This window comes from Marinomonas sp. PE14-40 (genome assembly GCF_051623805.1).
Lineage (GTDB): Bacteria > Pseudomonadota > Gammaproteobacteria > Pseudomonadales > Marinomonadaceae > Marinomonas.
Map to the genome: position 1 here is coordinate 937,598 of NZ_CP130700.1, position 18,371 is coordinate 955,968.

14 protein-coding genes are annotated in these 18,371 nt (G+C 37.1%); 2 read left to right on the forward strand and 12 right to left on the reverse strand.

Annotated features, from left to right (window positions below):
* Positions 1-4 precede the first annotated feature (4 nt).
* The 5 genes from Q0A08_RS04315 to Q0A08_RS04335 all read right to left on the reverse strand — a co-directional run bounded on the left by Q0A08_RS04315 (position 5) and on the right by Q0A08_RS04335 (position 7,914).
* Positions 5-1,207, reverse strand: coding sequence for an amidohydrolase family protein (locus Q0A08_RS04315; protein WP_438465132.1), 1,203 nt, complete (start codon positions 1,205-1,207; stop codon positions 5-7).
* Positions 1,208-1,227: 20 nt separating this feature from the next.
* Positions 1,228-1,761 (reverse strand): hypothetical protein, encoded by a 534-nt coding sequence (locus Q0A08_RS04320; protein WP_438465134.1) that lies wholly within the window; start codon positions 1,759-1,761, stop codon positions 1,228-1,230.
* An 11-nt stretch (positions 1,762-1,772) separates the two neighbouring features.
* Entirely contained in the window at positions 1,773-5,690 is a 3,918-nt protein-coding gene (locus Q0A08_RS04325) for a TOMM system kinase/cyclase fusion protein (protein WP_438465135.1), read from the reverse strand.
* A 549-nt stretch (positions 5,691-6,239) separates the two neighbouring features.
* Positions 6,240-6,926 (reverse strand): PAS domain-containing protein, encoded by a 687-nt coding sequence (locus Q0A08_RS04330; protein WP_438465137.1) that lies wholly within the window; start codon positions 6,924-6,926, stop codon positions 6,240-6,242.
* A 673-nt stretch (positions 6,927-7,599) separates the two neighbouring features.
* Positions 7,600-7,914, reverse strand: coding sequence for a hypothetical protein (locus Q0A08_RS04335; RefSeq protein ID WP_438465138.1), 315 nt, complete (start codon positions 7,912-7,914; stop codon positions 7,600-7,602).
* A gap of 520 nt (positions 7,915-8,434) precedes the next feature.
* Here Q0A08_RS04335 and Q0A08_RS04340 point away from each other — a divergent pair.
* The gene (locus Q0A08_RS04340) at positions 8,435-8,806 is read left to right on the forward strand and encodes a hypothetical protein (RefSeq protein WP_438465140.1); all 372 of its coding nucleotides are present in this window, start codon (positions 8,435-8,437) and stop codon (positions 8,804-8,806) included.
* A gap of 181 nt (positions 8,807-8,987) precedes the next feature.
* Here Q0A08_RS04340 and Q0A08_RS04345 read toward each other — a convergent pair whose 3' ends face one another.
* Genes Q0A08_RS04345 through purU form a run of 6 tightly spaced genes read right to left on the reverse strand, consistent with a single transcriptional unit; the run spans position 8,988 to position 15,897 of the window.
* Positions 8,988-9,578, reverse strand: coding sequence for a sarcosine oxidase subunit gamma (locus tag Q0A08_RS04345; protein ID WP_438465142.1), 591 nt, complete (start codon positions 9,576-9,578; stop codon positions 8,988-8,990).
* Entirely contained in the window at positions 9,578-12,499 is a 2,922-nt protein-coding gene (locus Q0A08_RS04350; protein WP_438465143.1) for a 2Fe-2S iron-sulfur cluster-binding protein, read from the reverse strand. Before Q0A08_RS04350 ends, Q0A08_RS04345 begins: the two co-directional genes overlap by 1 nt.
* Complete coding sequence (locus tag Q0A08_RS04355; protein ID WP_438465145.1) at positions 12,496-12,807, reverse strand: sarcosine oxidase subunit delta; 312 nt, start codon at positions 12,805-12,807, stop codon at positions 12,496-12,498. The genes Q0A08_RS04350 and Q0A08_RS04355 overlap by 4 nt, the downstream gene beginning before the upstream one ends.
* A 9-nt stretch (positions 12,808-12,816) precedes the next feature.
* Positions 12,817-14,064 carry an FAD-dependent oxidoreductase gene (locus tag Q0A08_RS04360; protein ID WP_438465146.1) on the reverse strand — a complete coding sequence of 416 codons (1,248 nt, stop codon included), beginning with the start codon at positions 14,062-14,064 and terminating at the stop codon, positions 12,817-12,819.
* A gap of 45 nt (positions 14,065-14,109) precedes the next feature.
* Positions 14,110-14,973: a bifunctional methylenetetrahydrofolate dehydrogenase/methenyltetrahydrofolate cyclohydrolase FolD gene (gene folD / locus Q0A08_RS04365; RefSeq protein ID WP_438465147.1), complete on the reverse strand. Its 864-nt coding sequence runs from the start codon at positions 14,971-14,973 to the stop codon at positions 14,110-14,112.
* Positions 14,974-14,991: 18 nt separating this feature from the next.
* The gene (gene purU / locus Q0A08_RS04370; protein WP_438467604.1) at positions 14,992-15,897 is read right to left on the reverse strand and encodes a formyltetrahydrofolate deformylase; all 906 of its coding nucleotides are present in this window, start codon (positions 15,895-15,897) and stop codon (positions 14,992-14,994) included.
* 136 nt (positions 15,898-16,033) lie between these two features.
* On the opposite strand from purU, the gene Q0A08_RS04375 reads away from it, so the two are divergent.
* Positions 16,034-16,789: an IclR family transcriptional regulator gene (locus Q0A08_RS04375; protein WP_438465148.1), complete on the forward strand. Its 756-nt coding sequence runs from the start codon at positions 16,034-16,036 to the stop codon at positions 16,787-16,789.
* Positions 16,790-16,919: 130 nt separating this feature from the next.
* Here Q0A08_RS04375 and Q0A08_RS04380 read toward each other — a convergent pair whose 3' ends face one another.
* Entirely contained in the window at positions 16,920-17,918 is a 999-nt protein-coding gene (locus Q0A08_RS04380; protein WP_438465150.1) for an Ldh family oxidoreductase, read from the reverse strand.
* Positions 17,919-18,371 lie beyond the last annotated feature (453 nt).

Consider the following 18,371-nt stretch of genomic DNA (forward strand, 5'->3'; position numbering starts at 1 on the left):
GTGACTAATTCACCTCAGCCAATTGATCTTCTGGCTTCAACAAAGCAGCTTCATTTTTTATGTCTTCAAAGCCATAAAAATCTTTAGCGTTTTGCTCTAACACTCCTTGCAACTCAACCTCAGTCAGCTCGCCTAATTGTTGAGCGATGTCTTCAGTTGTAAATTGCAAATGATCAGGGTGAGGAAAGTCACTACCATACAAAAGTTTGTCATGACCAATTACATCAATAACATCTCTTAAGCACGGCTCACCAATTTCAATCCCTACCCAACATTGACGCTTAAAATATTCAGACGGCAACATCTTAATATTTGCTTCAACTAAAGTAGGGAATTCTGGATAACAAATATTATCCAGACGCCATAACCAATGAGGAACCCAAGAAGCACCAGCTTCTAAGAAGGCAAATTTCAATCTTGGATGCCGTTCTAATACACCTGATTCCAGCAAGGATACAAATGCCATTTGAGCTTCCATTGGATGTGAACAAGCATGCATAGCGAAACGAGAGATAAACCTATCTGTTCCCGCTGTTGGAGCATGAAGATTTGTTCCTCCATGAAAAGCTACAGCAATATTATGCTTTTCACAGGCGGCCCAAAAATCATTATAATCTTCATGCCCTAATGCTCGACCACAAATTACCTCAGGTCTCAACGTTATTGAAGTCCAGCCGTTTTCAATTACTTTTTCTAATTGTAATACCATATTACTTGGTAAATGACGGCTTATAATTCCAACCGCTTTTAACCTTTCTGGGTTATAAGAACAATACTCCTTTAACCAAGTGTTATATGCATATGCGTAAGATAAAGAAACATGTGCTGGCAAATCCCGATGGTTAACAATATACATTGCAAAACTCGGAAATATAGCTGCCGTCTCAACTCCTGCAGCATCCATTGAAGCATGCTGTTCAGATGAATTAGTCGCACTATATAGTTGGTTCACTCTACTTTTAAAACTAGCAGCAAGAGCCTCTTTATCCCCCCAGTGGTTCAATATTTTATAGGTACCTATAAAAATTTCGGGCGGCAACTTAATAGCAGCAAAAGCACCATACTTTTCAGCACGCATTCCCATTTTTTCATAAGTATCAGCAACAAACCTTATTGGAAATTCTGAATATATTTCAGCTGGTAAATAATTTTGCCAATCTAGCTCAGATTCCCAAACATGCCTGTCAGCATCAGTTACTTTAAACATATAACAACCTAGTTTTAGAGTTAAGTCCCAGTAAATGGATAGATTTTTCCTGCAGCTTCATAATCCGTGAGTGCAAGATCTCTAATTTCAGTGCGTGGCGCTGGTGGTAGCTGAAGTACCAAGTACATTTTCAGATCACCATTTTTAACAGATTTATTCCAACCGTTTTCTTCATAACGTTTTACCGTTAAATTCTCACTACCAACTTTGACAGAAACTTCCTGAGTAACTGGTGAATAAGTATTATCATTTGCAGGAATCTCAATTTCTACTTTTGTTGGTTCAAAATTAGACTCAACAACAGTTATGTCTAGCAAATCCCATATACTCATTGCACCATTTTCACCAACTTTTGATTGTCCAGAGTATCCCAGCAAAGAAAAAGCTTGCTTAGCATCTTTTAAAAGCAACTTCTTAAACTCTGCATCTGACCAAGCTACAGACATAGCTCTTAACCAAGTTGTTCTCCAGTCATATATCAAGTTAATTGCAGGTAGTACTGGCTCATCACCGACAGGCATATTTCCATTTGAGTTTTGATTGTCATAATTCATATGAATTCCTTTTAAATTCCTTTATTAATTTTATTTATTAAATCTTTTTGTAAATTAACAAAAAGATGATCTCCATTCTCTATTGACTGACTTATAGATTTATCAAGCCTATCAATAGACCCTGAAACTTTTCCCTTTTTAAATTCTGCTTCTGAAATAATTAAATTCCAGAACCCTTGCATTTGTGTCGCTCCAATCCCTATTAACAAGTTAAAATTATTTTCAGCTGACTCAATATCAAGCGTAAGCAATGAATTAAATATATTTGTTATACCTTCCCAATTAACCAATTTATTTTCATAAATAATACTTTTTATTTCAGGTATTAGACTACTCATCTCATCAATATCATCCATGAGATATAAGCAAGCACACCAATAAACTTTTGCCATACAATAACTATGTGGACTATTTATTTTTTTATTATGTAGAAATGATGATTCAATACATAGTTTAGCTTTAGACTTCTCACCTTGAGTTGCATGAATTAGTGCTTTCATAGATAGTGAAAATACCTTTGTATCATGCCCAAATTTAACAAAGTGATCTAAGGAACCACTTTCATCATAAAATTTTAAAGATAAATTTACATTTTCAAGAGCTTTATCCATCAACCCCTGACACCATAAAGAGTGAGCCCTCAATGCATATAACGCAGAAAAAACATCTTTGTTTAATATATCTATATTAAGAGCATCTTCTATTATACGATAAACTTCACTATGTTTTCCTTTCACATTATTATATGTTGCTAATGCCCAGTACGTATTCAACTTCAAGCTATTGGAATTTACATTATCTATTTTACTAAGAAGAATTTGAGACTCATTAATTAATTTTTGAACTTCATCCCCAGCCCAACCATACAACATCATTGTTGAAGTTGTCATAATTTGATTATTAATTAATTTATTTTCAAAATCACTTTCACATTTTTTATAAGACTCATTAGCCTTTTTTGAATATACAAGAGCGGCCTCATACAAACCTTTAGTTAATGAAGATTCTGCAGACTTCATTGAGTTTATAGCTGATTTTGAATAATTATTACTTTTCTCATAATGATAAGATAGCGTTTCATATAACTCAAAATTAAGATCACTATTTATTTTCTCTATACTTTCACCTATAGCATTATGAAAGCATATTTTTGTACTCGAACTTATACCTTCATATGCAGCATCTCTTACTAAAGCATGCTTGAAAATATAAACATCCCCATCCATTTTCCTTTGTTTGTAAATCAAATCTTTTTCAAATAATTCTCTAAGATCTTTTTGAATTTTCTCATTTGAAAAGCCCGAAGACTCTATTAAAACGTTATAATCAAATTCACGGCCTATTACAGCTGAAAGTTGAGCTGTTTCCTTTGAAAAAACAAGACTATCAATTTTTTGTTGCAAAGACTCTAATAATGAATCTGGAATAAATTCAGCTGACTCTTTGGATACAAAGTCTACGACACCATTAAAATGATGAACTAACTTTTTATCTAACATCATACTAACAAGTTCTTCAATAAATAAAGGAATACCATCCGCTCTCTTTATTACTTCTGTAAGAACACTATTAGAAATATGCTTCCTTCCAAACAATTTAGATATGAAACTTTTGCTCTTTTCATAATCAAGTCCTGTTAGATGCATATTTTGAGAAATAAGATTTGATAATTTTTTCGATTTACTTTTTCTCGATGTTAAGATTAAAAGTGGCTTCCTTACTTTTAAAATTGAAGAGTTTGAAAGGTATGACAAAAATTCAATAGTAGTTGGATCTACCCAATGTAAATCCTCCATAACAAATAGGATTTCACTATTATTTTCAAAGTAATCATAAAACAAAAGATAAGACAAAGATGAAAACAACAATTCCCTTTGTATTTCAATGGGCAACAAGACAACCTTCATGTTGTCAGGTATTGAAATATTTAACCAAGTCAAAATAAGAGGTATTGCAGCACTTTCATTTATATCTGAGAATTGCGCTAATACTTCTTTAATATTACTAACAAAGTTACTTCTCTCTAAATCCTCATCAGTCTCTAAGTAGTTATACTTATTTTTTATAATACTTAGGATTGGATAAAGTCCACTATATTTATGCTCTGGTAAACATTGACCTATTAAAAACTGATGCTTATTTGCTAAATTTCTTATTTCATAAATAAGCCTAGACTTACCTATACCAGCTTCACCACAAATAAATGCACATCTATAATCATCATGTCTATTATCAATTAGTGCTTTAAGAGCTGTTATTTCACCTTCCCTACCAACAAAAGCATGAGCAGATCTTGAACCTCGTAAAAAACCAAACGCTTCATTTAAACGCTCTCCAATTAACTGATGAATAACTTCAAGATTTTTATTAATGCCGACTGAATGATTTAAAGCATATTTAAATTCTATATATCCATCTAACAATCGCTTACTAGCTTGAGAACAAAGGACTTGGTTCGTTCTTGATAACCTAGCCAACTCCATAGCTACATTAATTGCTCCACCCTCTGGCATAGCATCAGAATAATGACTAACAATTCCTGTATGCATCCCCATACGAGCTTCTATTTCAAGACTTTGACCCACTTTCAATAGTGAGTTACGTTGCTTTATATTACTAGTAATGTCTAATGCTGCTCGAGCACACAATCGACTATCATTATCGCTTACAGATGGGTAACCAAAATAAAACAATAATGTATCTCCTAAGGTTCCAGCATGGAATGCGCCATAACGAATGGCAATATCTATAGCTTGAGATTTACTATCCCTATGAAGTTCATCAAGTTGCTCTAACTCACGAAACTCGGAATTCAAGCTCTTAATTTCCTTTAAAGCTAAAGTTACACATAAAATAGAAATTTGCTTTTTTTCTATTAAACTCGTGTTTACGTCTAAACTAGAGTTTATTTGCGTTTCCTGAAAACCGATTGAAAGGTTTTCGCTAACCCCTTGTTGATTTGATGAAACATCCAGATCAGTTGTATCAAATCTCTCAATTGCATTAAGAGAATCATTTTTAGTTGAGAACGGCTTTACTGACAAATCCCCAACCAATGAATTTATATTAATCTGTTTTAAGTCATGATAGATAAGGCCAGCATCCCCTGCCCTTTCATTAACTTTTTTGTTAAGAACTCGTCTCAATAAGTTAGCTACTGGATGCCCAGCTACAGCCGTTGGTATAGGGACATTCGAAAGGCTTAACTGCTTATGAAATATTGAAGCGAGACTGTTACCTGTTATTGCAGGTTCACCAGTCAAACATTCAATAAATACTAACCCCCAAACATAAATATCACTTTTAACCGATGGTGATTCACCACGAAGTTGTTCAGGAGCGCTATATGAAGGAGTGCCCAAAGTTTCGTTGGTAAGCGTTATGGATTTATAATCATGCTGTCGGACTTCATTACTTAATGTACCTATACCAAAATCTAAAATTTTAATATGTTCTTTGGTACCTAGCTTACTCAACATGATATTAGCAGGCTTTAAATCTCTGTGGATAACGCCTTGCTCATGTGCATGAGATAAAGCATCCAACACTTGCCCCATCAAGTTAGCAGTATCCGCCGGAAGCAGCGCTCCTTTTTCAGAGAGAAGCTCTTTTAATGATTTACCGTCAACATATTCGAATACGGCATATACCAAATCGTCATCGCATACGCCTTTATCTAAAAGTCGGACAATATTTGGATGTTGTAAGCGGCTACTTAAAGCTGTTTCTCGTTGGAAACGTTCGAGGTATCTCTGCTTTTTTTCACTATCAAATTCAGAGGATAGTGTAAGAAATTTTATTGCGACTATTTGATCAGTACTAATTTGTCTTGCTTTGAACACCATACCAAAACCACCTTGACCTATCATTTCGATCAATTGGTAATTGCTAGAGTGAAAGCGGTTTTTAATAGACAAATCTAATGTCACCTGATCATCCTTAATCATCACATTTAGGTAGTTTTTCGTAGAATTCTACTTAACCACATTCATGTGCTTATAGTTTTAAAAGTTAACTCAATTTCCCTATGAGACTCGAAATGTGCAAGAAAAGTCAACCCATTTGCATATATTTGCACAAAAACGTCATTTGAATCATAAGATTAAAGAATACCTTAAATAAAAAAAACATAAAAATGAATAAAGTTACAAAATATTGTGCACTTCTGAGCAGGCAATCTTTGATCTGTTATTAGTTGTAACATTGCATTGGTTAAAATTTAACTTATGAGAGAGTGAAAACTTAACATTAGAGCGACTACAATTATCCTAACTATTGATGCACATCAAAAACATACGCAACCTAAATCGAACGCAACAACTTAGCTTATATTTAGATCTATTTAACAATCAAAATTCGTAGAGACTCTATCAACTTAGAACAAAAAAACCGCCGATGAGATTATCTCATCGGCGGTCAAAAAAATGCTTATAGTTAAAGTTGCTTTAAGCTACCTCAAAATAGGTTTACCAAAAACACTAACAAGTAGCGCTAGTTGTCAGCCGACTACTATCTGTTGATTCTTCTTGAAAACTTACAGTTTTTTTATTGAAAATGCAGCGAGTCACATCCTCAAAATCACCTGTAACCGTCTCAAAAAGAGTGGAAGATTTTTTAAGCTCACAGTAGTAAATAATAAAAGGCATGAGAAAAAACAAACTAAATAGAAATGAGGCATATAAGCCCAACGCAAAAATTGAAGCAGAAACTAGAGCATAAGTAAGAAATCTTTTATAGAAATTTTCCCAGCTATAAAGGATTGAACAGTTTTCTTTAAGCTCTGCATATAATCTTTCAGCATTATCTTGTTCAATATTAGTCAGCGCTGTACAGACAGATTGGTAAGCAACAACACTAGCATTTTCATAAATAGGTGTTATTACCTCTTTAACCCAATAGTAGCCATCATTAAGGTGCTGCTTTTTTACTGCTGCGGTCCAGCTCTTTCTATGCTTTTTTTTACTTTTAAAATTTGAAGCCGCCGATTTTGGCATATCTAAATGGTCTAACTCTGCCGCTTTAATGCCAACTAAATCATTAGATTGATAGCCAAGATCTTTATGGTAAGCGTCATTTGTATAGGTTATAACACCATCAAGGCCAGTGATTGTAATCAACTCGACATCCTTGCCGAAAATTATTTGCTCTTGAATAGCTTGAGTCATTCGAGGTTCCTGCATAAGTTGTAACTAGAAATTCCATTTCAATTTACAATATTTTACTGTAAAACTTTAGTTATTACACCAAACAAGTGTAATATTTTCTCATTATCCTTACTAATATTTGTAAGTTTATTCAGTTACTTAGCATTTTTGTTTGAATTATATACAGCATCTCCTCTACTTATGCAAACGTATAAACTGAAATACAATTCATAGAGTTTCATTACTCTATATTTTGACGGTTTATAAATGCAGTTAATTTCATATGCAAATTTATAAAGTAATTTTGCATATGACACTACTCTACTTTAGTGCTACAAACGCTCTTCACCTTGATATCTTAAGCACCTGTTAACTGTCTCATTTTTATTTCACTGCTTTTCAAGTTGTATCAAATAAATGAACAATCGCAGTATCATTTCAGTTTTTTTTCCTTTAGAAATAGACCTTCACCCGAAAAGTAAGGTGATAAAACTTTTAAATGAAACATAACCTATTTATCTTCCCATGTATCGATAAAATATTTTAAAGATTCAAAAGTCATTTTGTGCGGTCATGTAAATCACACCCGAACATTAGTCACTAAATTATAGGTAAGTTAGTTTAATGGCTCATACAAACAAAAGAGCCCTTGGTTGACTCAAAGCCCCTCAGACAAGGCTATAACCGGTTTAAACTAGTGATAACCTTGACTCTTTGCTAATTCAATTTCTATCTCTAAGCGACTTAATAATAGCTTTGTAGTTCTCTGCTGAAGGAGCTTAGTGAGAACACTCATCTGTTTGGTTACTTGCTCAATATGTTCAGTAGGCAAATTTAAATTCATGCTGTAACTAAAATCTAGTTCTTTAAATGCCACCTCCATTCGCTTTAGCATTAACACCTGAAATTCATTTGAAAAGTTTTGCTTTGCAAGAACAATACAGAGGCTTTGACTAAAACAGTGCCAACCATGATTTTCTACAGGAGGAAATTGAACAACTTTTGACATACAAGTACCCCGACAATCTGATACAGATATATTAGTTATAGTCCATTCCTAGATATCAAGCCATATCATGTTAGTAACAACTAACTCATTGATTTGTATATTTTAGTTTGACCTGTAAGCAATAGAATTTTAACATAGGGCATATATTTAGCGTGTGAAATCGATAGATTGTGAAATTTTCGTGCAGCAAAAGCCTCTTAAAGCTCTTTTTCGCTAAACAAGCTCAACTTGATGGCATTTTATTAAAACTCTATTAAAATAGTGTGAGAGGCTTCAAATCGCCTCTTCTGCACGCACTTAACTACTTCAGTAAGTATTTTGTTTTATGGATAGACGACTTATTGCTTAAGGATAATCCAGTTAATGCTCTTTGAAATAACTTAATTCATCAAAGCAGCTATTTAATAATGTAACAATTAATGGAATTCTCACCAAAAGTGAAAGGGCTAGATCATTGAACCATTCAAATTTAATACACCTTTTTGAAAGCGTATTACGATTACATTCTTACGAGTCCACAGTGTTGCACTTATCAAAATCTATTGATAATTATGGTAATTACACACTTTTCATAAAGCTACTTGATAAAGCCGGTAATAAATCCAAAACTGATAACTCTTATTCTGACCCTCATTTGAAAACACAACCTCTGCGACTTATCGCTCAAACCGTTCTCTTTGATGTGAGTAAGCTTTCAAGGGACGATCAAAATAAACTCATTAAATTTATCGCCGAACATTACACCCAAGCTGCGATTGATAAACTTAAGTCAATTTTTGTTGAATCGGTCGACTTAATAAATTCAAAAAGAGATAAAGCAAAGGAAATAGTGGCTTTGATGAAATCTCATAAGATCGATTTTACAGACATCAGAGAACACACCAGCAAATAAGACTGACATTTAATATGAAAGTGTATAATCAACATAAGTAATCCCATCTCATGTTTAGTGCAGTTAGATACGCAATAAAAAAAGCCTGATCAATAATACTTAATCAGGCTTTTGTAAAAGCGATAAACGGGTTTAAGCCACTTTCTGAATTTAACCAGCGATTAGCTTAGTTTCTTTAGCGCTAATTAAACTCTGCACTTGCATCCGCAATCGCATTCCATAAGTGTTGAGTGCCTGCTATATCAGATAGAACTAAATAGCCTTCTTCACCAGAAATAAGTTGCTTAGCGATAATAGCATTAACTCTGGCAACAGAGGTTTGAGCGATACTTGCACACTCAAATGCCTTTTCACTCAAATCAACTCCACACACTTTGGCAAACATATTCGATGTATTTTCACCTCTCACTAGAAAACATCCGTGACTATGCTGACAATACAAACGATAAACATTAGCGACACCCTTTGATGCAAGCTCTAACGCTTCAATGAACTCATGTTGCGACTTATCAGTATCAATAACCCAAAACTCTGTGTTGCTGAGGCGCAATACAAGCACTCCAGCAGCAGTGACAACTGATTGGTTAGGAACAGCAGGTACATTGATACCTTGCTCTCTCAGAAAGGACTCTACGCCCTTCCCTCTAAAGCCCACTCTCGAGAATAAGGTATGATCATGCATACTGATGTTTGAATTTATTAATTCAGGTGAGCCAACAACCAATTGACTACGACGAAGCTCTACAGCCGAACTTAGGTTATAGAAATTCATTACAGCACCTCCTGACGGGCATTATCAACATCATAAAAAGGTAAAGGCACAACCTCAGCCATAACAAGCTCGCCATTATCAACACGTATCGGAAACTTAGAACCAACCTCTTGCTGATTAATGCCAACAAATGCCATGCCGATATTCGCATTTATAGTCGTTGAAAATTCTGATGAAGTTACATTGCCTGTAATTGCGCAATCAAGTTGTGAATTAGATGCCAAAACAATGTGGCCTTCTTTCGGGCAACTTGATTTAGCATCTAATTTAAAGCCAACCAGTTTACGAGTTTGCTCTCGTGCCATAACGATATCGACAGAACGGTTACCTATAAAGAATGGTTTTTTACGACTAATCGCCCAATCAAGTGATAACTCGCCTGGATGAGACATACCATCTGTATCTTGGCTAACGATAATATGACCTTTTTCCAACCTCAAAAGACGCTGAGTCTCAACCCCAAAAGGCTTCATATTAAACTCTTTACCTGCTTCCATTAAGAGATCCCAAAGTGTTTCACCAAATAAACTAGGCATATGAATCTCATAGCCAAGCTCACCCACAAAACCCACTCTTAATAGTCTAACTGGCACACCCTGAATCGTACCTTCACGATAACCAAGATAAGGGAATGCTTCGTTTGAAAGATCAACATCTGAACAGACTTTTTCAAGTACTTTCCTAGACAATGGACCGGCCACGTTCACAGCAGAGAATGCAGAAGTCACATTTGCGATATCAACATCTAGGCGCCATTGAGCATTCCATTTTGTCATCTCGCGATAAACAGCATCAACGCCACTCGTTGTCGCGGTAATATAATAATGATCATCTTCTATACGGCAGGCAACACCATCATCAATCACAACACCTTGCTCATTAGTTAAGACAGCATAACGCGTCTTACCTACAGGCTGTTTCAAGAAGGCAAAGGTATATATTCTGTTTACAAACTCAGCCGCATCAGGACCTCTAACCTCTAAGCCACCTAAGGTACTCACATCTATCATGCCAACAGCATTACGCACCATCACTGATTCACGTTGAATAACGTCATCACGTTCAGCAGGAGAACCATAGTAAGCAGGTCTACGCCACACACCAGCAGGTATCATATGAGCACCAAGCTCTAGGTGACGCTTATGCATAGGCGTATATTTATGCGGGTTAAAAATTCGACCAGCAATATTCGCAAGTTTTTCAGGCACAAATGGCGGCCTTGCAGTTGTAACACCTGTTTCGGTAACGGTTCTATTCGTTGCATCAGCAACCAAGCGTGCTGTTGGTAGTGCTGAGTGTCTACCTTGAGACGGTCCCATACCAACTGTTGAAAAACGCTTAACTAACTGAATATCTCTGTAGCCTAATCGTGTAGCGTTAACAATATCCTTGGCTTGAAGGTCTTCGTCAAAATCAACAAAGTCTTTCCCCTTTGGATGTTTGAAAATCGGCCATTCGAAATTTGTTTTAACGTTGCAATTAATCGGTTGTGGCTCTGTTGTTTCTAAACCTAACGACAACAAACTATAATGAGCAGCAAGCTCACCATCTCTGACTACCGCATCAAGATCATGTAATCCATTCACAGACCCAGCAATTTGGCAGTTATCTGGTAAGTTTGTTAACGAGAATAACGCTGAATCATCGTTATAGCTTAGCTTGGCGCCAGCTTGACATAAAAGTTGGTAAACAGGCATATAGCCAGACGACATACATAATAAGTCGCAGTCTACTTTTACACCCTTTTGCGACACACTACCTTTACCATTAATGTCATGAACCATCACACCTGACAAATGCTTTTTATCGGAGCTAGGAAGCGCTTCATAGACAGTCGAATTTAGACGTACTTCCAGACCAATACTTGCAACAGCACTTTGTAATTCTGGTGAAGCACCTTCTTTTCGCATATCAAGAATTAGCGCGACCTCTACACCATTCTTAGCAAGTTCTAGAGCACAATAGTAGCCATCATCATTACCTGTTAACACAACGGCTTTATTACCAGGCTTAACAGCATATTGAGACATCAGTCTCATTGCTGCGCTAGACATCACAACACCAGGTACATCATTATTTCTGAATACGACATGCTGTTCAAATGCGCCAGAAGCAATAACACATTGCTTAGCTCGCACTTTATACATGCGATTGCCTTGAATAACTGGCAAGTAATTGTCAGCAAACCAAGCATTACACGTTGCACTTGTTAGCGTTTGAATATTTACATGATTAAGAACTTTTTCTGTTAGCTCTTCTCTTAGGCTTTGCGCTTTTTTACCCGCTATATCAAATCTGTGATAAGTCAGAGCACCACCAATAATAGGGTTCTCATCAATAAGTAATACATTTGCTCCTGCATCAGCCGCTTTTAATGCAGCAGCCAATCCAGCAGGGCCAGCGCCTATTACAGCAAGATCACAAAACAGATACGCTTTATCATGATAAGTAGGCGTAAAACTTAAATCAGCATAACCTAAACCCGCTTTTTTACGGATAAAGGGTTCCCATTTATCCCAAACACCTTTTGGCTTATAAAAAGCACGGTAATAGAAACCCACAGGCATAAAGCGACCTGCGTATCCTAATTTGTCATCCTTATCATGCTCTAGGGAGCCATTATAGTTCTGCCCCAAAACATTCATATTATCAACAATGCATGATCTATCAGCTAATACATTTGGCTCATTTTCCAACTGAACTAGCGTATTGGCATCTTGACCCGCCATGGTTAATGGAGCACGAGGTCGATGATATTTAAATGAACGAGACATTAGCCATTGATCATTAGCGATCAAAGCACTGGCTATTGTGTCACCTTCTACGCCTTGATAGGTTTTACCTTCAAAGGTGAAGTTGACAGGCTTAGCAGGGTTAATAAATAGGCCCGCTGAATTTGGTAATCTATTATAGCCTCTCATGATACTACCTCCTGAGCTGGCTTAGCCTTCACCTCGAAATCAATTCTCTCATTGAAGATTTCAGAAGGATCGTATGTTTTCAATATCTCATCGCTTGCAGTGTGTCTTTCCGCAATAAACCAATATCCAGATGGTGAATGAAACCACCACTCTTGTACGATGCGTATTGTATTGTCGTAATAAAAAACGTACTCGGCCCACTCTTTATCTGAACAATTCACCATGTCAGGCATGGGTTTAACCTCTCCACCATAAACAAACTCACTGATGTTTCGTGGTCCGTTTAGTGGGCAATTCATAATTTTCATAATAACCCCTTAATGGCTAGCAGCCGTTGCACCCATTTCATTTACTTGGCGGAACACATCAAACCTGTCCATAGAAAACGGCTTAATTAAATCAGGTACTTTGCCGCCGCTCGCGACTAGTTCTGCCATTGTTTTGCCACAAATAGGTGTTGACTTGAACCCCCAAGTCCCCCAACCAGCATCTAGGTAATAATTATCAACAGGACTTAATCCCATAATTGGGCTGTAGTCTGATGTCATGTCTGTGATACCAGCCCATTGACGCATAAGCTTCAAATTCGCCATGAAAGGGAACATTTCAATCGCACTAGCCAGCAAACTTTCTTTCAAATCTAAGGTAGAGCGAGTGTTATAAAGAGGATAAGGATCTGAGCCACCACCAAAAACAATTTCACCCCGTCCAGTTTGCTGAACATAGCAGTGCAATGCAGAGGAACTAACTAGGGGGTCAAGGAATGGTTTAACAGGTTGAGTTACCATAGCTTGTAATGGGTAAGTGGTAATTGGCATTTTAATGCCCGCCATTGCAGCAACAATAGAACTATGTCCTGCTACTGCTTGCACAACGCAACCACAGTTCACTGTGCCACGATTAGTTTTAACGCCAGTAACCTTGTTATTCTCAGTAATAACATCAACAACTTCAGTTAATTGGTGTAATTCCACGCCTCTTTGTGTGGCACCTTTTGCGTAACCCCAAGCAACAGCATCATGGCGAGCCGTGGCGCCATCGATATGCCATAAGCCTGCTAAGACTGGCATATCTGCTGGATTCATATTCAGAGTAGGTACAAGTTCTTTGATTTGCTGCGGATCAATCAGTTCAGTTTTACCACCGAAATGTGTATTAACTTCAGTACGCTGTCTAAAAGATCTTACTGCAGCATCGGTATGAGCAAGTGTTAACTGGCCACGAGATGAATACATGATATTAAAATCAAATTCATTCGATAGCTGTTTAAATAAATCAACTGACTCTGTATAAAACTTCACCCCTTCTGAGGTTAAGTAATTAGATCGAATAACCGCCGTATTACGTGCCGTATTACCACCACCTAGATATCCTTTTTCTAAAATCGCGATATTTGTAATACCGTGGTACTTAGCAAGGTAATAAGCGGTTGCAACACCATGACCACCACCACCAATAATGACAACGTCATAGTGCTTTTTTAGATCTGTTGGTGCAGGTAAATCCACATCATTTTCAAATGGATAATCGTTTTTTAAACCATATTTCAGCAAGGAAAAAGGCATGAAAAAATCCTCGTTAAAGAAAAAATCGAATTAACATCAGTCTTTTTAAACACCTAATTGGTGCTGAGCTGCGGTTAAAGTATTTTGCATCAGACATGCAATAGTCATTGGTCCGACACCACCAGGTACAGGCGTAATCGCTCCCGCTATGCTTGAGACTTGATCGTAATCAACATCACCTAACAAACGTCTCTTACCCTCTACCTCAACGGAATTTATCCCTACATCAATAATCACTGCACCAGGCTTAACCCATTCTTTTTTAACAAGAAGAGCTTGGCCCACTGCGGCAATCAGTATGTCAGCATTTCGACAAATTGATTCAATATTTTGAGTTTTAGAGTGGACTGTCGTCACTGTACAGTTAGCTTGTAAAAGCAAACTTGCCATAGGTTTACCGACAATGTTTGAACGGCCAATTACCACAGCATTTTTACCAGATAAATCATCTATCTCGCGGTTTAGCATGATCATGCAACCCAAAGGTGTACATGGAATAAGCGACTTTTGACCTGTCACTAAGTTACCAACATTTTGCGGATGGAAGCCGTCGACATCTTTAGCCGGCGAAATTGCTTCAATGACATGGCTTTCATCTAGATGCTTTGGTAGAGGCAGCTGTACCAAAATACCATGCACACTTTCATCGTTATTAAGCTGGCTAATTAAGCTATCCAGTTCTTCTTGACTGGTATCCTTTGCCAAATAATGTTCTGTTGAATTCAAGCCAGCCTGATTGGCTCTCTTTACTTTATTTCTTACATACACGGCACTTGCAGGATCTTCACCCACAAGCACAACAGCTAATCCAGGCGTGACTTTATGGTCACCTTTAAAAGCAGCAACATCGAGCGCTACTTTTTCAACAATTTCATCGGCCAGGGCTTTACCATCAATCCGAACTGTCATAACACCTACTCCACAAGCCTATTTAAAAACAATAGATTTATTGCCATACATGAAAACACGGTGTTCAAGATGCATTCTTACCGCATTAGCTAGAGCAACCGTTTCTGTATCACGACCCACAGCCACAAGACGCTCTGGTGAATAAGTATGATCAACCGGCTGGACAGATTGCTCGATGATTGGGCCTTCATCTAGATCCGAGGTGACATAGTGTGCCGTCGCACCAATAAGCTTAACGCCACGCTCATGTGCTTGGTGATAAGGTTTAGCACCTTTAAAGCCAGGTAAGAAAGAATGGTGGATATTAATCGCTTTACCGTTAAGTTCTTTACAAAGAGAGTCTGACAAAATCTGCATGTATCGGGCGAGAACAACTAGGTCAGTTTCTGTTTCAGAAATAATGTCTAATAAAGCCGCTTCTTGCTTCGCCTTATTCTCTTTATTAACAGGTAAATGAACAAATCGAATACCTTCACGCTCAGCCATAGGTCTCAAGTCTTTATGGTTTGATACTATCGCCGTAATTTCCATAGGCAATTCGCCTTTACGATGGCGATATAAAAGATCGTCCAAGCAGTGATCAAATTTACTCACCATGATCAGCACTTTCACTGGCTCATCACTACCGACTATTTCCCAATCCATTTTGAAACGAGAAACCTGTTCATTAAAACCATCTCGAATTGATGCAATCGTGTTGTCGTCACCTTCAATTCGGCAGACAGCACGCATATAAAAATGCTGACTATCTTCATCGTCAAACTGATGCATTTCTGCAATGTAACAACCATGATCTGCTAAGTAAGTTGAAACAGCAGCCACAATACCGCTAGCTGCATCACAAGATGCTTTTAATACGAACTCTTTAGCCACAACAATATCCCCACATATAAAGCGTTTATTCAAATATGAATTTAAAAACATGAAAATCATGCTTTTCAATTCCATTACATTCAAATATATTTAAATAAACTATTTTTGAAAGTAAAAACTCAAAAAACGACATAAAATGCACAAAGTAATTTATATATGAAAATTTTTATCAAATATGGAATTAACCATGAGTAATAGCCCTGAATACCACGTACCAGCATTATCTCGAGGACTGCAGATCATTGAGATGTTTAATAGAGATAAAAGAGTATTAAATACACAAGATTTTGCTGAGCATCTTGGTGTCAGTGCCTCCTCAACCTACCGTATAGTGCAAACACTTTTAGACATGGGATATCTTAAGAAAGTAACCAGAAATGCTTATGAACTTGGCCCTCAAGTTGTATCTCGCGGCTTTGCGTTTTTAGCTGGTAGAGACTTAGTTGATATCGCATCACCTTATATCAACGAACTGAGAGACAATGCCTCCATTTCTTGCCACCTAGGTATTCGTGATGGTTTAGAAACTATATATATTTATCGTGCTCAGGCGTCCCAACGCTTATCGGTTAATATTCCTCTTGGCTCAAGATTACCTTGTCATACCAATGCAATGGGACGTGTTTTATTGCAACAGCTTAGTGATATTGAACTGAATGCGATGTATCAAACACTTCAGCTTGATATTTACCCAGGGCCGCATCCACAATCCCTACCAGAACTTAAAAAGCTTTTAAAAGAAGAATGGGGGCAAGGCTTCTCAAGTAATCGATCTGATAATGCCACAGCCATTGCAGCACCTATTACCAATTACCTCGGTCAAACAATTGCAGCAATTAACATCTCAGGTGCTGATCAAATCATGAACAACCAAGAACAATTTGAAAATGCCAAAGAACAATTACTCGCAACAGCTAGCGCCATTTCAAGGTTAGCGTCTTAGCACTTTCCTTATCAGCCATTTTCCATGCGCTCTTAAAACAAAAAATCCCAGTGCATAACACTGGGATTAATAAATCACGTAAAAGCGATATTAGATTACTTAAAAAGAGATGTTAAGTAGTTTGAAAATGCTATTTAGACGCTAAATCAAGTACTGTATCCCAAAGAACTTTGCTAATAGCAACCTCAGAAACGGTTTCTTTGTTAGAGCCAGGTAATCTTGCATTTGCTTGGCTACTTACCGCTTCTTCTAATGTTTCTAGTCTATCCCAGAAAGCATCACCCGAATAAACAGTAGGGTCTAATAAGAAGTAAAATTGGCCAAGATCATGAGGGCCACCCTCAGCAGCTTTTAGTGGTGGTGTATTCACACTATTGTTTGATCCAGTTACAGCCGCGGCAAAAATTTCTGCCATCAATCCAAAGCCATATCCTTTGTAGCCACCAGCTGAAACAAGTGAGCCTTCAAGTCCTGCTACTGGGTCATCCGTTGGCTCGCCATTTTTATCGACTGCCCAACCAAAAGGTATTTTCTCACCAGCAGCTGCAGCGATACGTATTTTGCCAATCGCTATCGCACTGGTCGATTGATCAAATTTGAACGATATACCGCCATCTTTTGCTGGAACAGCCATTGAAATTGGGTTAGTTCCTAATACTGCTTTTGAGCCACCTGGTGGAGAAACACATGCTGGCGCATTCGTCATACCAACAGCGATTAAGCCAGCATTAGCAATTTGCTCAGTAAAATACCCCATTGATGTGCATGTGTGTGAATGTCTGATGGCTAATGAAGCAATGCCATTTTCTTTCGCCACTGAAATCGCTTTTTCAAAACCTTTTGCGAACGCAGCTTGCGCAAAACCGAGTTGTGCATCTACTTCAATCGCAGAAGATTTTGGTTGACTGACAATCGGGTCTACATCCCCTTTTACTCTACCTGTTTTAAGTTGAGTACAATAACTATCTAAATAGAAAAGACCGCAAATCATGTTACCCACAGACTCTGCTTGTCTTACTGCTTTAGCCACTTCAGCGGCAACCCAGTTTGCCGCGCCATGGGCGATTAAAGCTTGCGCTGTTTTCTGCTCAATTTCGTCTAGAGGTATAATTATTTTTTCTTCAGCCATCTGTTCCTCGATTTTAAATAGTGTTCTAAAAATTCATTGCTAAGCAAAAAATTAGCGGTTTAATCAATCGATTTAATAGGAAAGCTCAATCTCTTATCAAATAAGAAAGTTTTATTGCAACATAAGTATCTCTAGAAAATAAATTCGTTTTATCACTTCACCTTATATTAGTAGGTTAGCAACCCCTTATTTAAGGGCTATGAGCTCAAGTTTGGTCAGTTCACTGCAATGTAAAACCTAATGATGTGAAAAATCAAATCAGCAACGAATATTAAGATACAAAGATTAATTTCATATATAAATCTTGTATTCCTCCTTTATAGCTCTCTCTTTTGATTTAATTAGTTCAAAACACCTCTTTAGCCTGAGGGATTGTCTACTAAAACACCAATTAAATATTTGACCTAAAGGTCAGTAACATCAAGACTTTCGTAAACTTTTAGGCTAACTCAT

What these genes read in the sequence shown, in the direction of transcription:
- Q0A08_RS04355 (WP_438465145.1), bottom strand. Translation starts at nt 12,807, where the DNA reads ATGAAAATTATGAATTGCCCACTAAACGGACCACGAAACATCAGTGAG.
- Q0A08_RS04345 (WP_438465142.1), bottom strand. Translation starts at nt 9,578, where the DNA reads ATGAATTTCTATAACCTAAGTTCGGCTGTAGAGCTTCGTCGTAGTCAA.
- Q0A08_RS04335 (WP_438465138.1), bottom strand. Translation starts at nt 7,914, where the DNA reads ATGTCAAAAGTTGTTCAATTTCCTCCTGTAGAAAATCATGGTTGGCAC.
- Q0A08_RS04375 (WP_438465148.1), top strand. Translation starts at nt 16,034, where the DNA reads ATGAGTAATAGCCCTGAATACCACGTACCAGCATTATCTCGAGGACTG.
- Q0A08_RS04350 (WP_438465143.1), bottom strand. Translation starts at nt 12,499, where the DNA reads ATGAGAGGCTATAATAGATTACCAAATTCAGCGGGCCTATTTATTAAC.
- Q0A08_RS04315 (WP_438465132.1), bottom strand. Translation starts at nt 1,207, where the DNA reads ATGTTTAAAGTAACTGATGCTGACAGGCATGTTTGGGAATCTGAGCTA.
- Q0A08_RS04330 (WP_438465137.1), bottom strand. Translation starts at nt 6,926, where the DNA reads ATGACTCAAGCTATTCAAGAGCAAATAATTTTCGGCAAGGATGTCGAG.
- Q0A08_RS04360 (WP_438465146.1), bottom strand. Translation starts at nt 14,064, where the DNA reads ATGCCTTTTTCCTTGCTGAAATATGGTTTAAAAAACGATTATCCATTT.
- folD (WP_438465147.1), bottom strand. Translation starts at nt 14,973, where the DNA reads ATGACAGTTCGGATTGATGGTAAAGCCCTGGCCGATGAAATTGTTGAA.
- purU (WP_438467604.1), bottom strand. Translation starts at nt 15,897, where the DNA reads ATGTTTTTAAATTCATATTTGAATAAACGCTTTATATGTGGGGATATT.
- Q0A08_RS04380 (WP_438465150.1), bottom strand. Translation starts at nt 17,918, where the DNA reads ATGGCTGAAGAAAAAATAATTATACCTCTAGACGAAATTGAGCAGAAA.
- Q0A08_RS04320 (WP_438465134.1), bottom strand. Translation starts at nt 1,761, where the DNA reads ATGAATTATGACAATCAAAACTCAAATGGAAATATGCCTGTCGGTGAT.